The following is a 17,135-nucleotide window of genomic DNA, read 5'->3' on the forward strand; positions in this document are numbered from 1 at the left end:
CTTTTATTGTTCAAGTTATATGTTTCTTGACCCAAACCATGGTATATTGATGATATTCTGATATTGCTGAAGGGAGACGATAGGCATGGAAAAGACGTTTTTAATGGTAAAACCGGACGGTGTGCAGCGCGGTCTGATCGGTGAAATTGTAAGCCGTTTCGAACGAAAAGGGTTCCGGCTCGTCGCCGCCAAATTTTTGCAGGTCAGCCAGACACAGGCGGAAGCGCATTACGCCGAGCACTTGGGTAAGCCGTTCTATGATAACTTGATCCGGTTTATCACTTCCGGGCCAGTATTTGCGATGGTATGGCAAGGGGATCGCGTCATTGTCCAATCCCGCGCGATGATCGGCAAGACCGATTCTCTAGAAGCGGCGCCGGGGACGATTCGTTCCGATTTTGCGGTACATACGAACTTGAATTTAATTCACGGCTCGGATTCGCCGGAAAGTGCGGAGCGTGAAATCGCCAATTATTTTAAACCGGAAGAACTTGTAGACTACACGAAAAATATCGAACAATGGATTTGACGGGACGGGGTTTGCGCGTTGGAAGACGATAAAGATTTTTTATTATTTATAAAGAAGGTAAAGGATTATACTTCAATCGATTTGGCGCAATATAAGGAAGCCCAGATGAAGCGCCGGCTGACGACGCTGCGGGTGAAAAAAGGGTATATGAGCTTTGCGGCCTTTTTCGAGGCCATGACGAAGGACAAAGAGCTATTCTATGAGTTCCTCGACCGGATGACGATCAACGTGTCGGAATTTTGGCGCAATCCGAACCGGTGGGAGGTGCTGGAGCAGCGCCTGCTGCCGGAACTCCGACGCAGATCGGCAAAGCTCAAATGCTGGAGCGCCGCCTGTTCCACCGGCGAAGAACCTTATACGCTGGCCATGATTTTATCCGAGCACGGAGCATTGCAGGACACGCAGCTGATCGCCACCGATATTGATGAAGGGGCGCTTGAAAAAGCGAAGAAGGCGGTATATTCCGACCGTTCCGTACGCGATGTGCCCGCGACTTATTTGAAAAAATACTATATCAAAGAAAATTTGACTTATCGTATTCCGGATTCGCTTAAGAAATCGATCCGCTTTCAAAAGCAGAACTTGCTGACCGACCGTTTCGAAACGAATTTCGATCTGATCGTTTGCCGCAACGTGATGATTTATTTTACGGAAGAAGCGAAGCATTTGCTGTATCAAAAGTTCGCCAGCGCGCTCAAACCGGGCGGCATTTTGTTCGTGGGAAGCACGGAGCAAATTTTCAGCCCCGGACAGTACGGATTAGAACCGGCCGATACGTTTTTTTATCGAAAAACAAGCACTCATGAATAAATTTTTCCAAACGATCCGATAATGAGAATTATAGGTTTGTAACCCGTACCTTTCGGCATTTCACTCAGGAGGATTTTATGGACAAGAGAAAGGTTATTACGGCATACCGGCGCGGCTTCATCACGATACAGGAGTGCGCGCAAATTCTCGGCATCGATTCCTTGCAGATTATGGGCTTGGTGAACGATCCGGACTGGATGGATAATTCAAGACTGCTGAAGAGCCAGCCCGTAAACGGCTGAACGGAAAAACAAGAGAAGCGTTGTCTGCGGCGGAATGCCGAAGGACAGTGCTTTTTTTGTGTGTGCGTTTCTTGTCAAACGGTGGGACCTATACTATAATTAGCACAGGAATTATAGTACATAAAAGCGCTAAAGCGTTAGACGGGGTTGAACCTCAGCAGGTTTTGACCGGCAAACGACGGTTTCGCTTTTACGGATAGGAAGGTTGACGGCCGGCGTAGGCGAAGCCGATGTGCGGCCGCAACATGAAAGGGGACAACGCAGGTGAGATACTTAACAGCGGGAGAGACGCATGGTCCGCAGCTTACGGGCATTATTGAAGGTTTTCCAAGCAACATTACGATTGACTTTGACGAAGTGAATTTTCAGCTCGCACGGCGCCAGAAAGGCTACGGCCGGGGACGCCGGATGCAGATTGAGAAAGACACGGCTACTATTGCAGGCGGTGTAAGACACGGGAAAACGACGGGCGCTCCGATTGCTCTCATTGTGGAGAATAACGATTGGAAGCACTGGACGACGGTGATGAACATTGAGCCGATTGAAGGAAGCGATGAAACGAAACGCCGGGTTAACCGTCCTCGTCCGGGACATGCGGATTTGAACGGAGGGCTTAAATACAATCAGCGCGATTTGCGCAATATTTTGGAGCGCTCCAGCGCGAGGGAAACGACGATGCGCGTTGCGATCGGCGGGATGGCGCGGCAGCTGCTCAAAGAGTTCGGCATCAAAGTAGCCGGTCAGGTCATTCGAATCGGCGAGGTGGAAGCGAAGCGGAGCGAGATGCCGATCGACCAATTGATCGCCGTCACGGAAGAGTCGCCGCTGCGAGTAACGGATAAAGATGCGGAAGCGCGTATGATTGCCGCGATCGATGCGGCCAAAGAAGACGGCGATACGCTCGGCGGCATTGTAGAGTGCATCATCGAAGGCGTACCGTCCGGTCTCGGCAGCCATGTCCAATGGGATCGCAAGTTGGACGGGCGCATCGCGCAAGCGGTACTGTCCATCCAGGCGTTCAAAGGCGTCGAGTTCGGCATCGGCTTCGAAGCGGCCGAGCGTAGAGGCTCTACGGTTCACGACGAAATTATGCATGATGAGCAGCGCGGCTTTTATCGCGCGACGAATCGTGCCGGCGGCTTTGAAGGCGGGATGACGACGGGTGAACCGATCGTCGTGCGAGGCGTAATGAAGCCGATATCCACGCTCTACAAGGCACTGCAGAGCGTAGATATCGACACGAAGGAAGCGTTCACGGCTCAAGTGGAACGTTCGGACACTTGCGCGGTTCCGGCAGCCGGCGTCATTATGGAGAATGTCATCGCGTGGGAAGTGGCACGCGCATTCATGGAGAAGTTCGGCGGGGATTCGCTGGAGGAAATTCGCCGCAATTACGAAGGCTACCTGGAGCAAATCAAGCAATATTAATCGGAATCGGGAGAGACGGTTATGATGAGAGAGCTTACGGTAGACTTGGGATCAAGATCTTATCCGATATACATCGGCGAAGGCATATTGAATGACATCGCTGCTTTGTTCCAAAAGCACGGCATCGGCAAAGGGTCGCCGCTGCTTGTCGTCACCGACGAGCATGTGGCTGCGCATTTTCTCGATCGGGTGACGGGACTGCTCAGCGCGGCCGGCTATAGCGTGGCTTCCCACGTTGTGCCGGCGGGGGAGCCGTCGAAGTCGCTCGCGATGCTGGAGCAGATTGTCGCTACGGCGCTTGAGGCGGGGCTGGACCGCAAATCAACGATCATCGCTCTCGGCGGCGGCGTTGTCGGCGACTTGGCCGGCTTTGCGGCGGCCAGCTACATGCGGGGCGTCCGCTTCGTCCAAATTCCGACGACGATCCTCGCGCACGACAGCAGCGTAGGCGGCAAGGTGGCGGTAAACCATCCGCTCGCCAAAAATATTATCGGCGCGTTTCACCAACCGGAGATGGTGCTGTACGATACGGCTACGCTGCTTACGCTGCCGGACCGCGAAGTGCGTGCCGGTTTGTCGGAAATGATCAAACACGGCTTGATCTGGGATGCCGATTTCACTGCCTGGTGCGAGGAGAACGCCGACCGGCTCGTAGGTCTTGATCCGGAGGCGCTGCAGTACGGGCTGTACAAAGGCTGCAGCGTCAAGGCGGCGGTAGTGTCGCAGGATGAGCGGGAGAACGACTTGCGCGCGATTTTGAATCTGGGTCATACGATCGGACATGCGCTGGAGGCGGTCGGCGGTTACAACGAGCTGCTGCATGGGGAAGCGATCGCGATCGGCATGGTCGGCGCGGCAAAGCTTTCGGTTCGTATGGGCAACCCGGAGCATATTTACACCGTGACGAAGCGCATATTCCAGAAGTTTGGGCTGCCGGTCTCGATTCCGCCGCATCTAGACACGGATGAAATCATGCGTGCCATGATGCACGATAAGAAATTCAATGAAGGCCAAATCGTATATATCGTCCCTACGGAAATCGGCAAAGTGGAAATTAACAAAAACGTATCCGCGCAATGGGTCAGAGACATCGTGGATCAATTGAAACGGGAGGACTGACACATGTTTGTAAGGGGAATTCGCGGCGCTACGACGGTAGAACGCAATGATGAAAACGAAATTTTATCGGCAACAACCGAGCTGCTCAATCAGATTATCGCAGAAAATGGCATCGTTCCGGATGAATTGGCCTGCGTCTATATTACGGTGACGCAAGACCTGACGGCAGCCTTTCCTGCCAAAGCCATCCGGGAGCAGGCCGGCTGGGAGCTTGTACCATTAATGTGCTCCCTCGAAGTTCCGGTAGAAGGCAGCTTGCCCAGATGCATCCGACTGATGGTCATGGCCAATACCGAAAAACGCCAAGATGAAATCAATCATGTATACCAAAAAGAGGCGATGCGCCTCCGTCCCGATTTATCCAAATTGACAAAAGCATAAAAGAGGTAGTATAGTTGAACATAAGGGTTTTGCCTGCGCGGCTTCTGGGAGCTTAAGCTGGCCGGCGGAACGTATGGTTTATCGAGAGCAGAGTAGAGAGCAGTACAATGAGTTCAGTTGAGATGAGACGAGTGCAGCGTTAGGCGAGGAAGCAAGCCTTGGACAGACGAGCGTACATGTGCCTTCCGGCATCATGTTTAATTTTCTTTTTATGTATGCCGTCTTCATATAAGGTTCTTGTCTGCATCCTTAGTCCGATACGATCATCCCTGAATGAATGCCTCTACTTTGCAGTAGGGGCTTTTTTATTTTTTGAGCATAGACACGGCAGGACAAGAGACGAGTAGAGGAGAGAGGTTCATGTACACACCGGAAGCCAAAGAAGTCATCAGACTGGCGAAGCAGTATAATCTGATTCCCGTCGTTCGCCATTTGATGGCGGATACGGAAACCCCGATTCGCGTATTTCAGCATTTTTATGAAGAGAAGCGGGCATTTTTGCTCGAGAGCGTGGAAGGCGGCCTGAAATGGGCGCGCTATTCGTTTATCGGCACCGACCCGTTTATGCTGATTCAGGCGAAACACGGAGTGACCAAGATCGAAGGTCCGGATGGCATTCGCGAATCGCGCGAGAAGCCGGTCGATGTGCTCAAAGCTTACTTGCGTGCCTACACGAGCCCGTCGCTTCCGGATTTGCCCCGGTTTACGGGAGGCGCGGTCGGCTTCTTCGGATACGATCTGCTGCAGTACTACGAGAAGCTTCCGGCGCACCGGCATGACGATCTTCAAATGAACGACATTGAGTTCATGTTCTGCGATCAGGTTATCGTATTCGATCATTTCAAACAGCAATTGAAAGTGATTGCGAACGTGCATGTACCGCAGCATGGAACTGACGCTGACATTATCGCCGAGTACGAGAAAACGTGCGCCAAGATCGATGCGACGATCGAAAGGCTGAAACGGCCGCTTCCGGCGCTTTCGATGAATCATCAGCCGCTTCCGGATGATGTCGATCTCGGAGACGTTCAGTCGAACTTGACCAAAGAGCAGTTCATCGCTAACGTCGAGAAAGCGAAAGACTATATTCGTGCCGGCGATATTTTCCAAGTGGTGCTCTCCCAGCGGTTTGAGATTGAAACGGATGTTTCTCCGCTTCACGTGTACCGCATCCTGAGAACGATGAACCCGTCGCCTTACATGTACTGCCTGAAAATGGACGATGAAGTGATTGTCGGCACATCGCCCGAGCTGCTCGTGCGGGTGGAAGACGAGAAGGTGGAGACGCGGCCGATCGCGGGAACATGTCCTAGAGGGAGAACTCCGGAAGAGGATGCCGCGCTGGAAAAGGAACTGCTTGCCGACGAGAAGGAACGCGCGGAGCATTTGATGCTGGTCGATCTCGGGCGCAACGATTTAGGCCGCGTATCCGAGTTTGGATCGGTCAAATGCGATACGTTCATGCAAATTGAAAAATACTCCCACGTCATGCACATCGTATCCAACGTCACCGGTAAGATTGCCAAAGACAAAGATTTCTTCGATGCTTTTATTTCCTGCTTGCCTGCCGGAACCGTCTCGGGCGCTCCGAAGCTGCGAGCGATGGAAATCATTGCGGAACTGGAGAATGAAGCGCGGGGGACTTACGCGGGAGCGATCGGTTACTTCGGTTTTTCCGGCAATATGGACACCTGCATCACCATCCGGACGATCGTGTTCAAGAACGGTAAGGCGTACGTGCAGGCGGGGGCCGGCATCGTATGGGATTCCGTACCGGAGAACGAATATGAGGAAACGCGCAATAAAGCGAAAGGCATGCTGAAATCGATCCGAACGGCCGAAGCGGTGTTTGCACCCAGAGCAAAGGAATATGCGATCATCAATCACGACTATCATTAATATTTGTTCGATCGTGCAAGGGACAATCACGGCAGGATAACGGCCGGAACAAGGGAAGATTATGGGGGAGGCATGAAACGGATGGAACATACGAAATTATCGGTTCAAGGTGCGATTCAAAAAATGATTTCCATGCAGCACCTGACGAGAGCGGAAGCGCGGGACGTCATGTCGGAAATTATGGAGGGGAAATCAACCCAGGCGCAGATCGGGGGATTGCTCACCGGCCTTCGCATCAAAGGCGAAACCATCGAGGAAATTACCGGCTTCGCCGAAACGATGCGGGAAAAAGCAAGCCGGGTGCGCACGGAACAAACGAATCTGCTCGATACGTGCGGCACCGGAGGGGACGGAGCGGACACGTTCAACATCTCCACGACTTCGGCAATCGTTGCGGCTGCAGGCGGCATTCGTGTGGCGAAGCACGGCAATCGGGCGATGTCCAGCAAGAGCGGCAGCGCGGATGTACTGGAGTCGCTCGGCGTGAATATTCAGCTGAACCAGGAGCAGGCGGCCCGCTGTCTGGACCAGGTCGGCATTTGCTTCATGTTCGCGCAGTTGTTTCACCAGTCGATGAAACATGTTGCCGCGCCTCGCAGAGAGCTCGGCGTACGGACCGTGTTCAATCTGCTCGGGCCATTGACGAATCCGGCGGGAGCCGACCGTCAGGTGCTCGGGATTTTCGACAGAGGCAAAACGGAAACGATCGCTCACGTGATGCGCGCGCTGGACGTCAAACGGGCGCTCGTCGTCGCCAGCCTTGACGGCTTGGATGAAATCAGCATCTCCGATGCGACTCAAATTACGGAGCTGAAAGACGGCGAGATCCGCACCTTCGAGATTTCGCCTGAGATGCTGGGCCTGCGGACGTATTCGGTGAAAGACGTTGTGGGCGGAGACCCGAGCGTAAATGCGGAAATTATCCGCGGCATTTTTGGCGGTGCACAGGGAGCTTGCCGCGACGTTGTGCTTGCGAACGCAGGCGCCTGCTTCTATGTGACCGGGATATGCGGTACGCTGCAGGAAGGCGTCAAATATGCGGCGCAGGTGATCGATTCCGGCCGAGCCAAGGAGAAGCTGGAACAACTAGTTCAATGTACGGGAGAAATGAGCCATGTTTCTTGATAAAATCGTAGTTACGAAACAGCAGGAAGTCGCGGAACTGAAGGAGCGGCTTACGATTGCAGAGATGGAGATCGCGATCGCCGACCTTCCGCCATGCTTAGGATTTGAACGTGCGCTTACCGAAGGCCGGAACCGACCGATGGGACTTATCGCCGAAGTGAAGAAGGCATCCCCATCCAAAGGCTTGATTCGCGACGATTTCGAGCCGGTCCTTTTGGCCCAGGCTTACGAACGTGCGGGAGCGGATTGCTTATCCGTATTAACTGACGTTCAATATTTTCAAGGATCGAATGACTACTTAAGCCGCGTTCGGAATGCCGTTTCGCTGCCGATTTTGCGTAAAGACTTTACGATCGATCCGCATCAGATTTATGAAGCGCGCTGCATCGGCGCGGACGCTATCCTGCTGATCGCGGCCATTTTGAGCACAAGCCAGCTCAAGGAATACCAGACCATTGCGCGAAGCATCGGGCTGGACGTGCTGATCGAAGTGCACGATCGCGAAGAATTGGAGCGGGTGCTGGAGCTGGAGCCGACGCTCGTAGGCATTAACAACCGGAACCTGAAGACGTTCGTTACCGATCTTGCCACAACCGAGCAGCTGATCAAACATATCCAGGCGGGCATAACCGTTGTCAGCGAAAGCGGGATCTCGCAGCCTTCCGAAATTGAGTGGCTCCATTCCGTCGGCGCGCGCGGCGTGCTGATCGGCGAGCACTTCATGCGCCAACCGGACGTAACCGAAGCGGTTCATTCGTTGATGGGCGTTTGCGCCGCTGCGGCGGTATCGAAGGAGAGATAGGCAATGGCCACTGTGAAAATATGCGGCTTGCAAACCGTCGACATGGTGCGCCAAACGGCGGAGCTGCCGGTCGATCATATCGGCTTCGTGTTTGCGCGAAGCAAGCGTCAGGTTACGCCGGAGCAGGCCGGGGAGCTGATTCGAAAAGGTCTGCATGAAGCGGCGGCCGCTTCCCGCCCGAAAGCCGTCGGCGTATTCGTTAACCCGACGCTGGAGGAGCTGGAAGCGGTCATGGAGCACGCACCGCTCGATATTATCCAGCTGCACGGGCAGGAAGGGCCTGCCGCTTTCCGTTCGGTGAAGGAACGTTTTCCCGAAACGGCGCTGTTCAAAGTCGTTTCCGTTTCGGGCGCGGCGACGGGTCAAGTGAACCCGGGGGCGCAGCTGGAAGATTACCGGTCCTGGATCGACGGCGTATTACTGGATACGTTTGACCCTGAGTATGGCGGGGGATCCGGCAAAACATTCGCCTGGAACGCGATTCCGCCTTATTTGAGCTGGTGCCGCGAGGCCAAGCTGCCGCTGCTTATCGCCGGCGGTTTGCGGCCGGACAATGTGGCAGAGCTGATTCGGGAATATGGTCCGGACGGCGTCGACGTATCCAGCGGGGTGGAAACGGACGGAGTAAAGGATTTGGAAAAAATACGAACGTTTATCGAAAGGGTGAAAACCATTGTTTAACGGACCGGATGAGTACGGCAGGTTTGGTAAATTCGGCGGACGGTATGTGCCGGAAACGTTGATGAATGCACTGATCGAGCTGGAAGAAGCTTTTAAAAAATATACGAAGGAAGAAAAGTTTCAGCAGGAGCTGAACTACTGGCTTCACCGCTATTCCGGCCGGCCGACGTCGCTGTATTATGCAGGCCGTTTGACCGAACGTCTCGGCGGGGCGAAAATTTATTTGAAGCGGGAAGATTTGAACCATACCGGCGCCCACAAGATTAATAATGCGCTCGGGCAAGGATTGCTCGCCAAGTGGATGGGCAAGAAAAAAATTATTGCGGAAACCGGAGCGGGCCAGCACGGCGTCGCTACCGCAACCGTCGCGGCGCTGCTCGGCTTCGAATGCAAAGTGTTCATGGGTGAGGAAGACATTAAACGTCAGCAGCTTAACGTATTTCGGATGAACTTGCTCGGCACGGAAGTCGTGCCCGTCACTTCCGGAACGCGGACGCTGAAAGACGCCTGCAACGAAACGCTGCGCTACTGGGTCAGCGAAGTCGAGGATACGTTCTATATTCTCGGATCTGCTACGGGGCCTCACCCGTATCCGATGATGGTCAGAGACTTCCAGCGGATTATCGGCGACGAGTCGCGCAAGCAAATCTTGGAGCAAGAAGGTCGTCTGCCGGATGCGGTCGTAGCCGCTGTCGGCGGAGGCAGCAACGCGATCGGGATCTTTTATCCGTTCGTCCAGGATGAAAGCGTTCGTCTTATCGGTGTCGAGGCTGCCGGACACGGAACCGAAACGGATAAGCATGCCGCAACGATGACGAAAGGGACGGTTGGCGTATTCCAAGGATCTTACAGCTTCTTGCTGCAGGATGAATACGGACAAGTCCAAGAAGCGCATTCGATCTCTGCGGGACTTGACTATCCGGGCATCGGGCCGGAGCATGCGCATTTGAAAGAAACGAAACGTGCGGAGTATGTGCCGATCACCGACCAGGAGGCGCTTGAAGCGCTGCAGCTGCTCAGCCGTACCGAAGGGATTATTCCGGCGCTCGAAAGCTCGCACGCGATTGCCCATGTGATGAAGCTCGCTCCGACGATGGACAAAGATCAGATCATTGTGGTGAGCTTGTCCGGCCGAGGCGATAAAGACGTGGATGCAATCATGAAATATTTAGGGGGTGCAGCGAATGAATCGCATTGATCGCGCGTTTGCCGAGCTTCGTGAGAAAAAACAGCCGGCGTTTATACCTTTCCTTACGATCGGCGATCCGGACCTGCGGACTTCGGTCGATATCATAAAAGAGCTTGAGAAAGCGGGAGCCAGCATTCTTGAACTCGGCGTTCCGTATTCCGATCCGCTTGCCGACGGTCCGGTCATTCAAAGATCGTCGCAGCGCGCGCTGAAACAAGCGCGCATTTCCATCATGGACTGCATTCAAGCGGCCAAAACCGCACGAAGCGAAGGATGCGAACTTCCTTTCATTTTATTTACTTACTATAATCCGGTGCTGCAAATGGGATTGGAACGCATTTTCCCGATTCTCGCCGAAAATGAAATCAGCGGACTGATCATTCCCGACCTTCCGATGGAAGAAGACGCGGAGACGCGCGAAATCGCGGATCGCTACGGCATTCATTTGATTCCTCTGGTAGCGCCGACTTCCAAGGAGCGGATTCAGAAGATCGTGTCCCGCGCCAGCGGCTTCGTCTATTGCGTTTCATCTCTTGGCGTGACGGGAACACGGACACAGTTTCACAGCGGGGTTGACGACTTCCTGGATACGGTCAAACAAGCGTCGAATGTTCCGATTGCTATCGGCTTCGGGATTTCGAACAACGAGCAGTTCGTCCGATTTTCGCAAAAATGCGACGGCATCGTAGTCGGTAGCGCGCTCGTACGGAAAGTGGAAGAGGCGCTTCCGCTGCTGACCAACGAAGCGAGCAAATCGCAAGGACTCTCGGAAATTCATACGTTTGTTAAACAATTAATAGGTTGACCATACCAACCTCGCTAATCGTGGATTAGCGGGGTGCGTTTTTTGTAATCAACTAAAAACTTCACAATTTGCCATACTTATGAGAGAATGAATGACGAAGCAAGTAGCAGCTATTTTACTTATGTAACCGAGGTGACCTTTGTCGTGCAACCAAAAAAAAATATTATGCATCTTCCGGTCTATCAACCGGGAAAGCCGATTGAGGAAGTAAAACGTGAGCTGGGATTATCCGAGGTCATTAAACTGGCTTCCAACGAGAATCCGTTCGGATGCTCGCCGAAAGCAAAGGAAGCTATCGTTTCGATGGTTGACCAGGTCAGCATATATCCGGATGGCGGCGCTGTCAAGCTGACGCAAGCCGTAGCCGCTCATTTCGGCGTGGAATCGAATCAAATCATTTTCGGCGCAGGATCGGACGAAGTCATCTTGATGATCGCGCGCGCATTTTTGGTCCCGGGCGACGAGACGATTGCCGCCACCCCGACGTTCCCGCAGTACAAGCATAATGCGGAAATCGAAGGCGCGGTGTTCATTGAAGTGCCGGCAGACGATAAAGGCTCGCATGATTTGGATGCGATGCTGGCCAAAGTGAACGAAAAGACGAAGATCGTATGGATTTGCAACCCGAACAACCCGACGGGCACGATGCTCAGCGAAGAGCAAGTCAAAAGCTTCATGGAGAAAGTTCCTACGCATGTGCTTGTCGTTCTTGACGAAGCGTATGCGGAGTACAATGTCACCGATCAATATCCGGACGGCTTCAAGCTTTTGAAGCAGTACAAAAATGTGATCCTGCTGCGCACCTTCTCGAAAATTTTTGGTATGGCCTCACTGCGAATCGGTTACGGGATCGGACATCCGGACGTAATTCGCTCGATTAACCAAGTGCGGGAGCCGTTCAATACTACGAGCTTTGCGCAAAAAGCGGCATTAGCCGCGTTGGCGGATACCGCGTTCATCGATTCCTGCCGCGAAGCGAACGCGAAAGGAATTCGCCAGCTTACGGCCAAGTTTGACGAGATGGGTCTGCCGTATTTTGAAGCCCACGGCAATTTCATTATGGTAGACGTCAAGCGTCCCGGTGCCGCCGTATTCCAAGCATTGCTACGAAAAGGAATCATTATTCGTCATGACGCTGGCTGGGGATACCCTACGAAAATTCGGGTGACCGTTGGCAGCGAAGAGCAAAACAATAAGTTTCTCGAGGCGCTGGAGCAAGTTTTAAGCGAAGTGGCCGTTTCATGATCAAAATCGCGATATTCGGTGTCGGGCTGATCGGAGGATCGCTCGCGCTGTGCTTTAAAGGAAAGCCGGACGTTACCGTCGTCGGCCATTCCAACAATCCGGCTTCCGTGGAGAAATACATGAAGCGGGAAGTCGTCGATTATGCTACGACTTCGATGGAAGAGACGGTACGCGACGCCGATTTTATTTTCCTGTGTACTCCGGTTAGTACGATCGGGGAATATTTGCACATATTATCCGATCTGCCGCTCAAGCCCGGCTGCATCGTCACCGACGTAGGCAGTACGAAAGCGTCGATTGCCGAGAGCGGTTCGCACTTGCGGCGGAAAGACGTCTACTTTATCGGCGGCCATCCGATGGCCGGCAAAGAGAAGTCCGGTGTGGAAGCGGCGACCTCGCTGCTGTTCGAAAATGCCTTTTATGTGCTGACGCCGGATTCTGGTACGCCGGAGGATGCGTACGAGCGGCTCGCCAAGCTGCTGGAGTGGACGAAAGCGCGTATTTTGAAGCTGGATCCGAAGCTGCATGACGGGATCGTCGGCGCCATCAGTCATCTGCCGCATATTATTGCGGTTGCGCTGGTCAACCAGATCGCACGTTATAACGAATCGAACGAGCTGTACCGCGATTTGGCGGCCGGCGGTTTCCACGACATTACTCGCATCGCCTCCAGCGATCCGGTCATGTGGCGCGATATTTTGGTCGATAACAAATCGGTGCTGCTGGAGCTGCTCAAGGATTGGAACACCGAAATCGCCGGATTCATCGATATGATCGAATCGGGCGATGGCATAGGGATCGAGCAGGCGTTTCAAAAGGCGAACGGTTTCCGCAGCAGCTTGCCGGAGCGGCGCAAGGGCGTCATTCATTCCTTTTACGACATTTACGTCGACGTACCGGACCATCCGGGCATTATCGGGCAAATCGCGACGCTGCTCGGAAACTGCCGGATCAATCTCAGTAATATTCAAATTATCGAAAGCAGAGAAGATATCCCCGGCGTACTTCGCTTATCGTTCAGCGAAGAGTCCCATATGGACAAAGCGCTGGAACTGCTCAAAAAAGACTACGCGGTTTACGTGTAGTCTTTTTTTATGCTGCTATTCACTTTCTTTAAAAGTGAGAAGAGTGCGTGCGCAACGATTCGATTCCGCGGCGCAGAAGCAATCCATCTAGGCTATTTTCTAATTTTGTCGCTACCAGCCAATGTAGCGTTTTTTAATAGACTACGGCTTGCCTCGACTATTGCATCGATGGCCAAAATTCGATATCATCCCATAAAATTTGCAGCGAGCCCCCGTGATCTCTTACGAAGTTTACCGTTGATTTGCCGGTGTACAGTTTAAAGGGATGAAAACCGACTAGTCCGGAAGGGGAAGGGTTATTCGGATCAAAAGTCCAGTTGGTTACATCGAAAATGACCTTCTTGGAGCCTCCCTCAGGCGTTAAGGCAAAATAAAATCGGCCCGTACTGGCATTCCCTTCTTTATAATAGATCTCGCACGTTAGCCATTGACCGGTAGGAATATTGTAGTAGACGTTGCCTTCGGTCCATACCGTTTCAAACGCACCTTCATCCGTATTTGTAATGGGCGTTCGTTCCCCTTTGAGATGAAAGTATAGTTGTTGTCCTGCTCCGCCTCCAGCCGGCTTTCGGATATCAAGCGAAACTCTGTAAGGATATTGCGTCCCCGCAGTCCAACTCGGTTGATTCCAAAATTCCGCTATTGTAAACCAAGTGAGGGGATCGGGAATTTGCTTTAATTTTTCCAGGTCCGGGTGCAAATACATACGGAATTTATAGTATATTTCGTTCAGGTTACTGGAGTTATTTTGCAAGATGGCTTGGACACGACCTTTCGTGGCGGCGGCTCCTACACTCCCCAGCGAATATTTCAGTACCTTGTTGCCGTTAGCGGTGGTCGGATCCGTTACGATACTTGCGCTTCTTTCCGTGCAATCGCCGGGTTCGTATTGAAATCGGAACGAACCGAATTTGGAATAGTCATCAAGATCGGCTACCCAATCGTTCGGTGAAGAGACGGACTGGTCAACGCCGGTTATATTTGTAATGCACGCTGCATTTGACACACCCGTAGAACTTGCCTCGAATCCCGAATGGAATATCAACGAGCCGGCAGGCGAATAGGTTGGCCCGGGCGCAGGTGCCGGTGCAGCTTTTACGAATCGTACGGCATCCGCAATCACATAACCATCCGTGTCATCGGTTCTAATTTTGACATAACCGCTAGTTCCCGCTATAAAGTTAAATCTTCCGACCCAAATCCATTTTCCACCGTTCGCGCGTTGATTCACTATAATCGTATCGGTACTCCCGCTATGGGAAATATCAATCGGTACATTGGACGCCCGATTGGAGGCTTGGTTCCATATGAGGTATACGTCATAATCGTCGGATTCCGTAATCGTTGGCGTGTATTGTATCGATTTTGCGCTTTTGCCGGTATTGCTGTCATGAGCGTAATTCGTCCCATAATAGCCTGAAGCGCTGGTGGACGTAGTCCAGGTTCCTGCGAATGTTACTCCGCTGGAATCGTTATTATCTATAATGATTTCTGCTGTTTCCGCATTCATAGGCAAGATGCCTCCCAAAAGCAAAATGAATAGCAATGCCAACATAAATAACGCCTTTAGCTTGTATTTCTTCATAAACCGGGCCTCCTCTTTACGAATAAGCATCAACGTATTCAAGATCTACCGCTTTTAATCCCCCCTCGTAATAAATGTCAACGCTCCATTCAACCATGTGCCGCTTCTGCAAATTCAGTATTACGTAAACACCCGATAGCGTAAATAGAAAAAAGTTCGAACCGTATGGAATATTAAACGAATGTTTTCTTTAACGCCTACCGAACCGCATCAGGCGATTTCTCCGAAAAAATCAACGATTATCCATGCGATCAATCATTATTCCAACAACCATTTACTACATCCTTAAAAAAATACTCGGCGAAAAATAGGTAGTAATGGACGAAAATATGAAAGCGTGCCCGAGACCAGGCAACAGACAGGTCAATGGGTAGAACGCGGGACTCCCGCGCAACGTTTCGCCGGCACCACCAGAGCTCGAAAAGAGCGTGCCTCAGGCCTGCCAACAGCAACTCCATCCAACGCTAACCTAACTCCTTGCTCCCATTTCGTGGTCCCGGGGGCGAAACCCCTTAAGAGTTTGCGTAGCAAACTGGCTTCGGAAGCCTGTGGGTCCCCTCCTTGAGGGGATTTAGGGGAGGTTCTCCCAAAAATTTAAGCGTTTTCAAAAAAACCATTGACAATTTGAAAACGTATACATATAATAAAAGTACAGTATGGTTTCTCTCCACTCCTATCCGAATAATGGCACTATGTGCAACCGCCTGAAAGTTCAGGCGGTCTTTTTTTTGTAAATATTTTTTTTCGGTTTTATACATATAGTGGTAAAAGTGCACACCTATTTTTGGTAAATGTTCTGAAATGTGTCGATTAAGCAGGATTTTTGACCTATCATCACGAATAATGTTAATTACGCCGTATTTTTAATTTTTTTTTAAGATTACCGCAACTTTTTTACTCCCTTATAGTAAAAACAAGTAGCATCGCTGGGGGTAAGCAGGAATCACAAGGAGGGTCGCTTAAAGATGACCGATTCCCAGTTGATCAGAGAGATAAAAGATGGAAACGTTCAACTATACGATGAATTGATGCGCCGCTACGAACGTAAAATTTTGGCATTTATTTTCCATATGCTGAAAAGCGCTCATTTGGAGTCCATGGCGGAAGATTTGTGCAACGAAACGTTTTACAAGGCTTATCGAAGCTTGCATTCGTTCCGTGAAGTCGAAGCTACGTTTTCCACCTGGCTGTATACCATTGCGCGCAATACCGTGCTCAGCGAGCTGCGAAAAAATAAAAATGTAAAAGTATCTTTAGAGATAACCAACGAGCCGGTAACGTCACTCGAGACGCTTCCCGAGCAAATGATCCTGCGCAATGAGAAAGTAACGATGGTGCGCGACGCAATCAACAATTTGCCGGAGAAGCAGCGTTCTGCGTTAATATTGCGGGAGTACGACCAGCTTGATTACCAGGAGATCGCGAATATATTGGGTCAAACGGTCAGCTCGGTCAAATCTTTGTTGTTCAGGGCAAGAGCGAGCGTTAAGCTTCAACTGGAACCCTACTTTCTTGAGCCGATCTTTGAGGAGTATGAGGGGATGAATCAGCGATGAAATGTGAAGATATTCAAGAGTGGCTCGGAGTTTATTGGGATTTGCCCGAGGATGACGAACATCGACAAGCGATCGATCGACATATAAAGCAATGCGAAGCCTGTGCGGAGGAATTTGAAATTTGGCAGGAGAGCACGGAGCTGATCCGTTCCGCGGCAGGCAGCCGCGAACCTGAAGTGCCTGTACTCTCCGTATCTTCGAACGTGATGAAGCGGATTTACGAGGACGAATCGTGGAGGGTGCCGATCAGCGATCGAATGTACCATTTTTCCTACAAGCTGCGCCGAAACTTAACGGCTGTCATTGCGGTATGCTTGACGATGTTTATGTTCACTTTTCTTTATTCCGTGTTTAACCAACACCAAGGCGAGCCGGTCGCAAGTAACGACTCCGCCGTGTTCGGCCGAATCGGCGATCCTGTCGTTTTGGCAAGCAGCCAAGGGCGGGATTCCATGAACGTGCATTCCATGCCGACGGCGGTCGCAAGTCTGAAAGGGTTCAATGAACCGTTCAAGTATCATGTAGGTCCGATCCAAACGGTAAAAGATTACATGCTGTTTATTTCGCTTATCGGACTAACTAGTACGCTGCTTATTATGAACTGGCTGTCCCGCACGAGAGTGTGAGATTCGAACCGCTGGAATACTGCAATGG

At 51.8% G+C, this 17,135-nt stretch carries 17 protein-coding genes; 16 read left to right on the forward strand and 1 reads right to left on the reverse strand.

Translation table 11 applies throughout. The features are described from left to right. Positions 1-85 precede the first annotated feature (85 nt). The 14 genes from ndk to ACFQI7_RS11960 all read left to right on the forward strand — a co-directional run bounded on the left by ndk (position 86) and on the right by ACFQI7_RS11960 (position 13,340). Positions 86-529: a nucleoside-diphosphate kinase gene (gene ndk / locus ACFQI7_RS11895; protein WP_218099054.1), complete on the forward strand. Its 444-nt coding sequence runs from the start codon at positions 86-88 to the stop codon at positions 527-529. 18 nt (positions 530-547) lie between these two features. Further along, positions 548-1,339: a CheR family methyltransferase gene (locus ACFQI7_RS11900; protein ID WP_218099053.1), complete on the forward strand. Its 792-nt coding sequence runs from the start codon at positions 548-550 to the stop codon at positions 1,337-1,339. A gap of 77 nt (positions 1,340-1,416) precedes the next feature. Next, on the forward strand, positions 1,417-1,581 hold the full coding sequence (locus ACFQI7_RS11905; protein WP_218099052.1) for a hypothetical protein: 165 nt from the start codon (positions 1,417-1,419) through the stop codon (positions 1,579-1,581). Positions 1,582-1,845: 264 nt separating this feature from the next. Continuing rightward, positions 1,846-3,009, forward strand: a complete 1,164-nt coding sequence (gene aroC, locus ACFQI7_RS11910; protein ID WP_218099051.1) for a chorismate synthase — start codon at positions 1,846-1,848, stop codon at positions 3,007-3,009. Between the two features lie 21 nt (positions 3,010-3,030). Further along, complete coding sequence (gene aroB, locus ACFQI7_RS11915; RefSeq protein WP_218099050.1) at positions 3,031-4,128, forward strand: 3-dehydroquinate synthase; 1,098 nt, start codon at positions 3,031-3,033, stop codon at positions 4,126-4,128. Positions 4,129-4,131: 3 nt separating this feature from the next. Continuing rightward, positions 4,132-4,509: a chorismate mutase gene (aroH, locus tag ACFQI7_RS11920; RefSeq protein ID WP_218099049.1), complete on the forward strand. Its 378-nt coding sequence runs from the start codon at positions 4,132-4,134 to the stop codon at positions 4,507-4,509. Between the two features lie 360 nt (positions 4,510-4,869). Continuing rightward, complete coding sequence (trpE, locus tag ACFQI7_RS11925; protein WP_218099048.1) at positions 4,870-6,408, forward strand: anthranilate synthase component I; 1,539 nt, start codon at positions 4,870-4,872, stop codon at positions 6,406-6,408. Positions 6,409-6,489: 81 nt separating this feature from the next. After that, complete coding sequence (trpD, locus tag ACFQI7_RS11930; RefSeq protein ID WP_218099047.1) at positions 6,490-7,533, forward strand: anthranilate phosphoribosyltransferase; 1,044 nt, start codon at positions 6,490-6,492, stop codon at positions 7,531-7,533. Then, complete coding sequence (gene trpC, locus ACFQI7_RS11935) at positions 7,523-8,335, forward strand: indole-3-glycerol phosphate synthase TrpC (protein ID WP_218099046.1); 813 nt, start codon at positions 7,523-7,525, stop codon at positions 8,333-8,335. The genes trpD and trpC overlap by 11 nt, the downstream gene beginning before the upstream one ends. A gap of 3 nt (positions 8,336-8,338) precedes the next feature. Beyond that, the gene (locus ACFQI7_RS11940) at positions 8,339-9,016 is read left to right on the forward strand and encodes a phosphoribosylanthranilate isomerase (protein WP_218099045.1); all 678 of its coding nucleotides are present in this window, start codon (positions 8,339-8,341) and stop codon (positions 9,014-9,016) included. Further along, entirely contained in the window at positions 9,009-10,214 is a 1,206-nt protein-coding gene (gene trpB / locus ACFQI7_RS11945) for a tryptophan synthase subunit beta (protein WP_218099044.1), read from the forward strand. The genes ACFQI7_RS11940 and trpB overlap by 8 nt, the downstream gene beginning before the upstream one ends. Then, positions 10,201-11,010 (forward strand): tryptophan synthase subunit alpha, encoded by an 810-nt coding sequence (gene trpA / locus ACFQI7_RS11950; RefSeq protein ID WP_218099043.1) that lies wholly within the window; start codon positions 10,201-10,203, stop codon positions 11,008-11,010. The genes trpB and trpA overlap by 14 nt, the downstream gene beginning before the upstream one ends. Before the next feature lie 144 nt (positions 11,011-11,154). Further along, the gene (gene hisC / locus ACFQI7_RS11955) at positions 11,155-12,255 is read left to right on the forward strand and encodes a histidinol-phosphate transaminase (RefSeq protein WP_218099042.1); all 1,101 of its coding nucleotides are present in this window, start codon (positions 11,155-11,157) and stop codon (positions 12,253-12,255) included. Next, positions 12,252-13,340: a prephenate dehydrogenase gene (locus ACFQI7_RS11960; protein ID WP_218099041.1), complete on the forward strand. Its 1,089-nt coding sequence runs from the start codon at positions 12,252-12,254 to the stop codon at positions 13,338-13,340. Before hisC ends, ACFQI7_RS11960 begins: the two co-directional genes overlap by 4 nt. 157 nt (positions 13,341-13,497) lie before the next feature. Here the strand turns inward: ACFQI7_RS11960 and ACFQI7_RS11965 are convergent, their stop codons facing one another. Further along, on the reverse strand, positions 13,498-14,925 hold the full coding sequence (locus tag ACFQI7_RS11965) for a golvesin C-terminal-like domain-containing protein (RefSeq protein ID WP_218099040.1): 1,428 nt from the start codon (positions 14,923-14,925) through the stop codon (positions 13,498-13,500). A 965-nt stretch (positions 14,926-15,890) separates the two neighbouring features. Between ACFQI7_RS11965 and ACFQI7_RS11970 the strand changes: the two genes are divergently transcribed. Both ACFQI7_RS11970 and ACFQI7_RS11975 read left to right on the forward strand, forming a co-directional pair. Continuing rightward, a complete protein-coding gene (locus ACFQI7_RS11970; RefSeq protein ID WP_218100621.1) occupies positions 15,891-16,481 on the forward strand; it encodes an RNA polymerase sigma factor in 591 nt (196 codons plus the stop codon). Next, the gene (locus tag ACFQI7_RS11975; RefSeq protein ID WP_218100619.1) at positions 16,478-17,107 is read left to right on the forward strand and encodes an anti-sigma factor family protein; all 630 of its coding nucleotides are present in this window, start codon (positions 16,478-16,480) and stop codon (positions 17,105-17,107) included. Before ACFQI7_RS11970 ends, ACFQI7_RS11975 begins: the two co-directional genes overlap by 4 nt. Positions 17,108-17,135: the final 28 nt, after the last annotated feature.

The organism is Paenibacillus allorhizosphaerae (assembly GCF_042659105.1).
GTDB classification, from domain to species: domain Bacteria; phylum Bacillota; class Bacilli; order Paenibacillales; family NBRC-103111; genus Paenibacillus_G; species Paenibacillus_G allorhizosphaerae.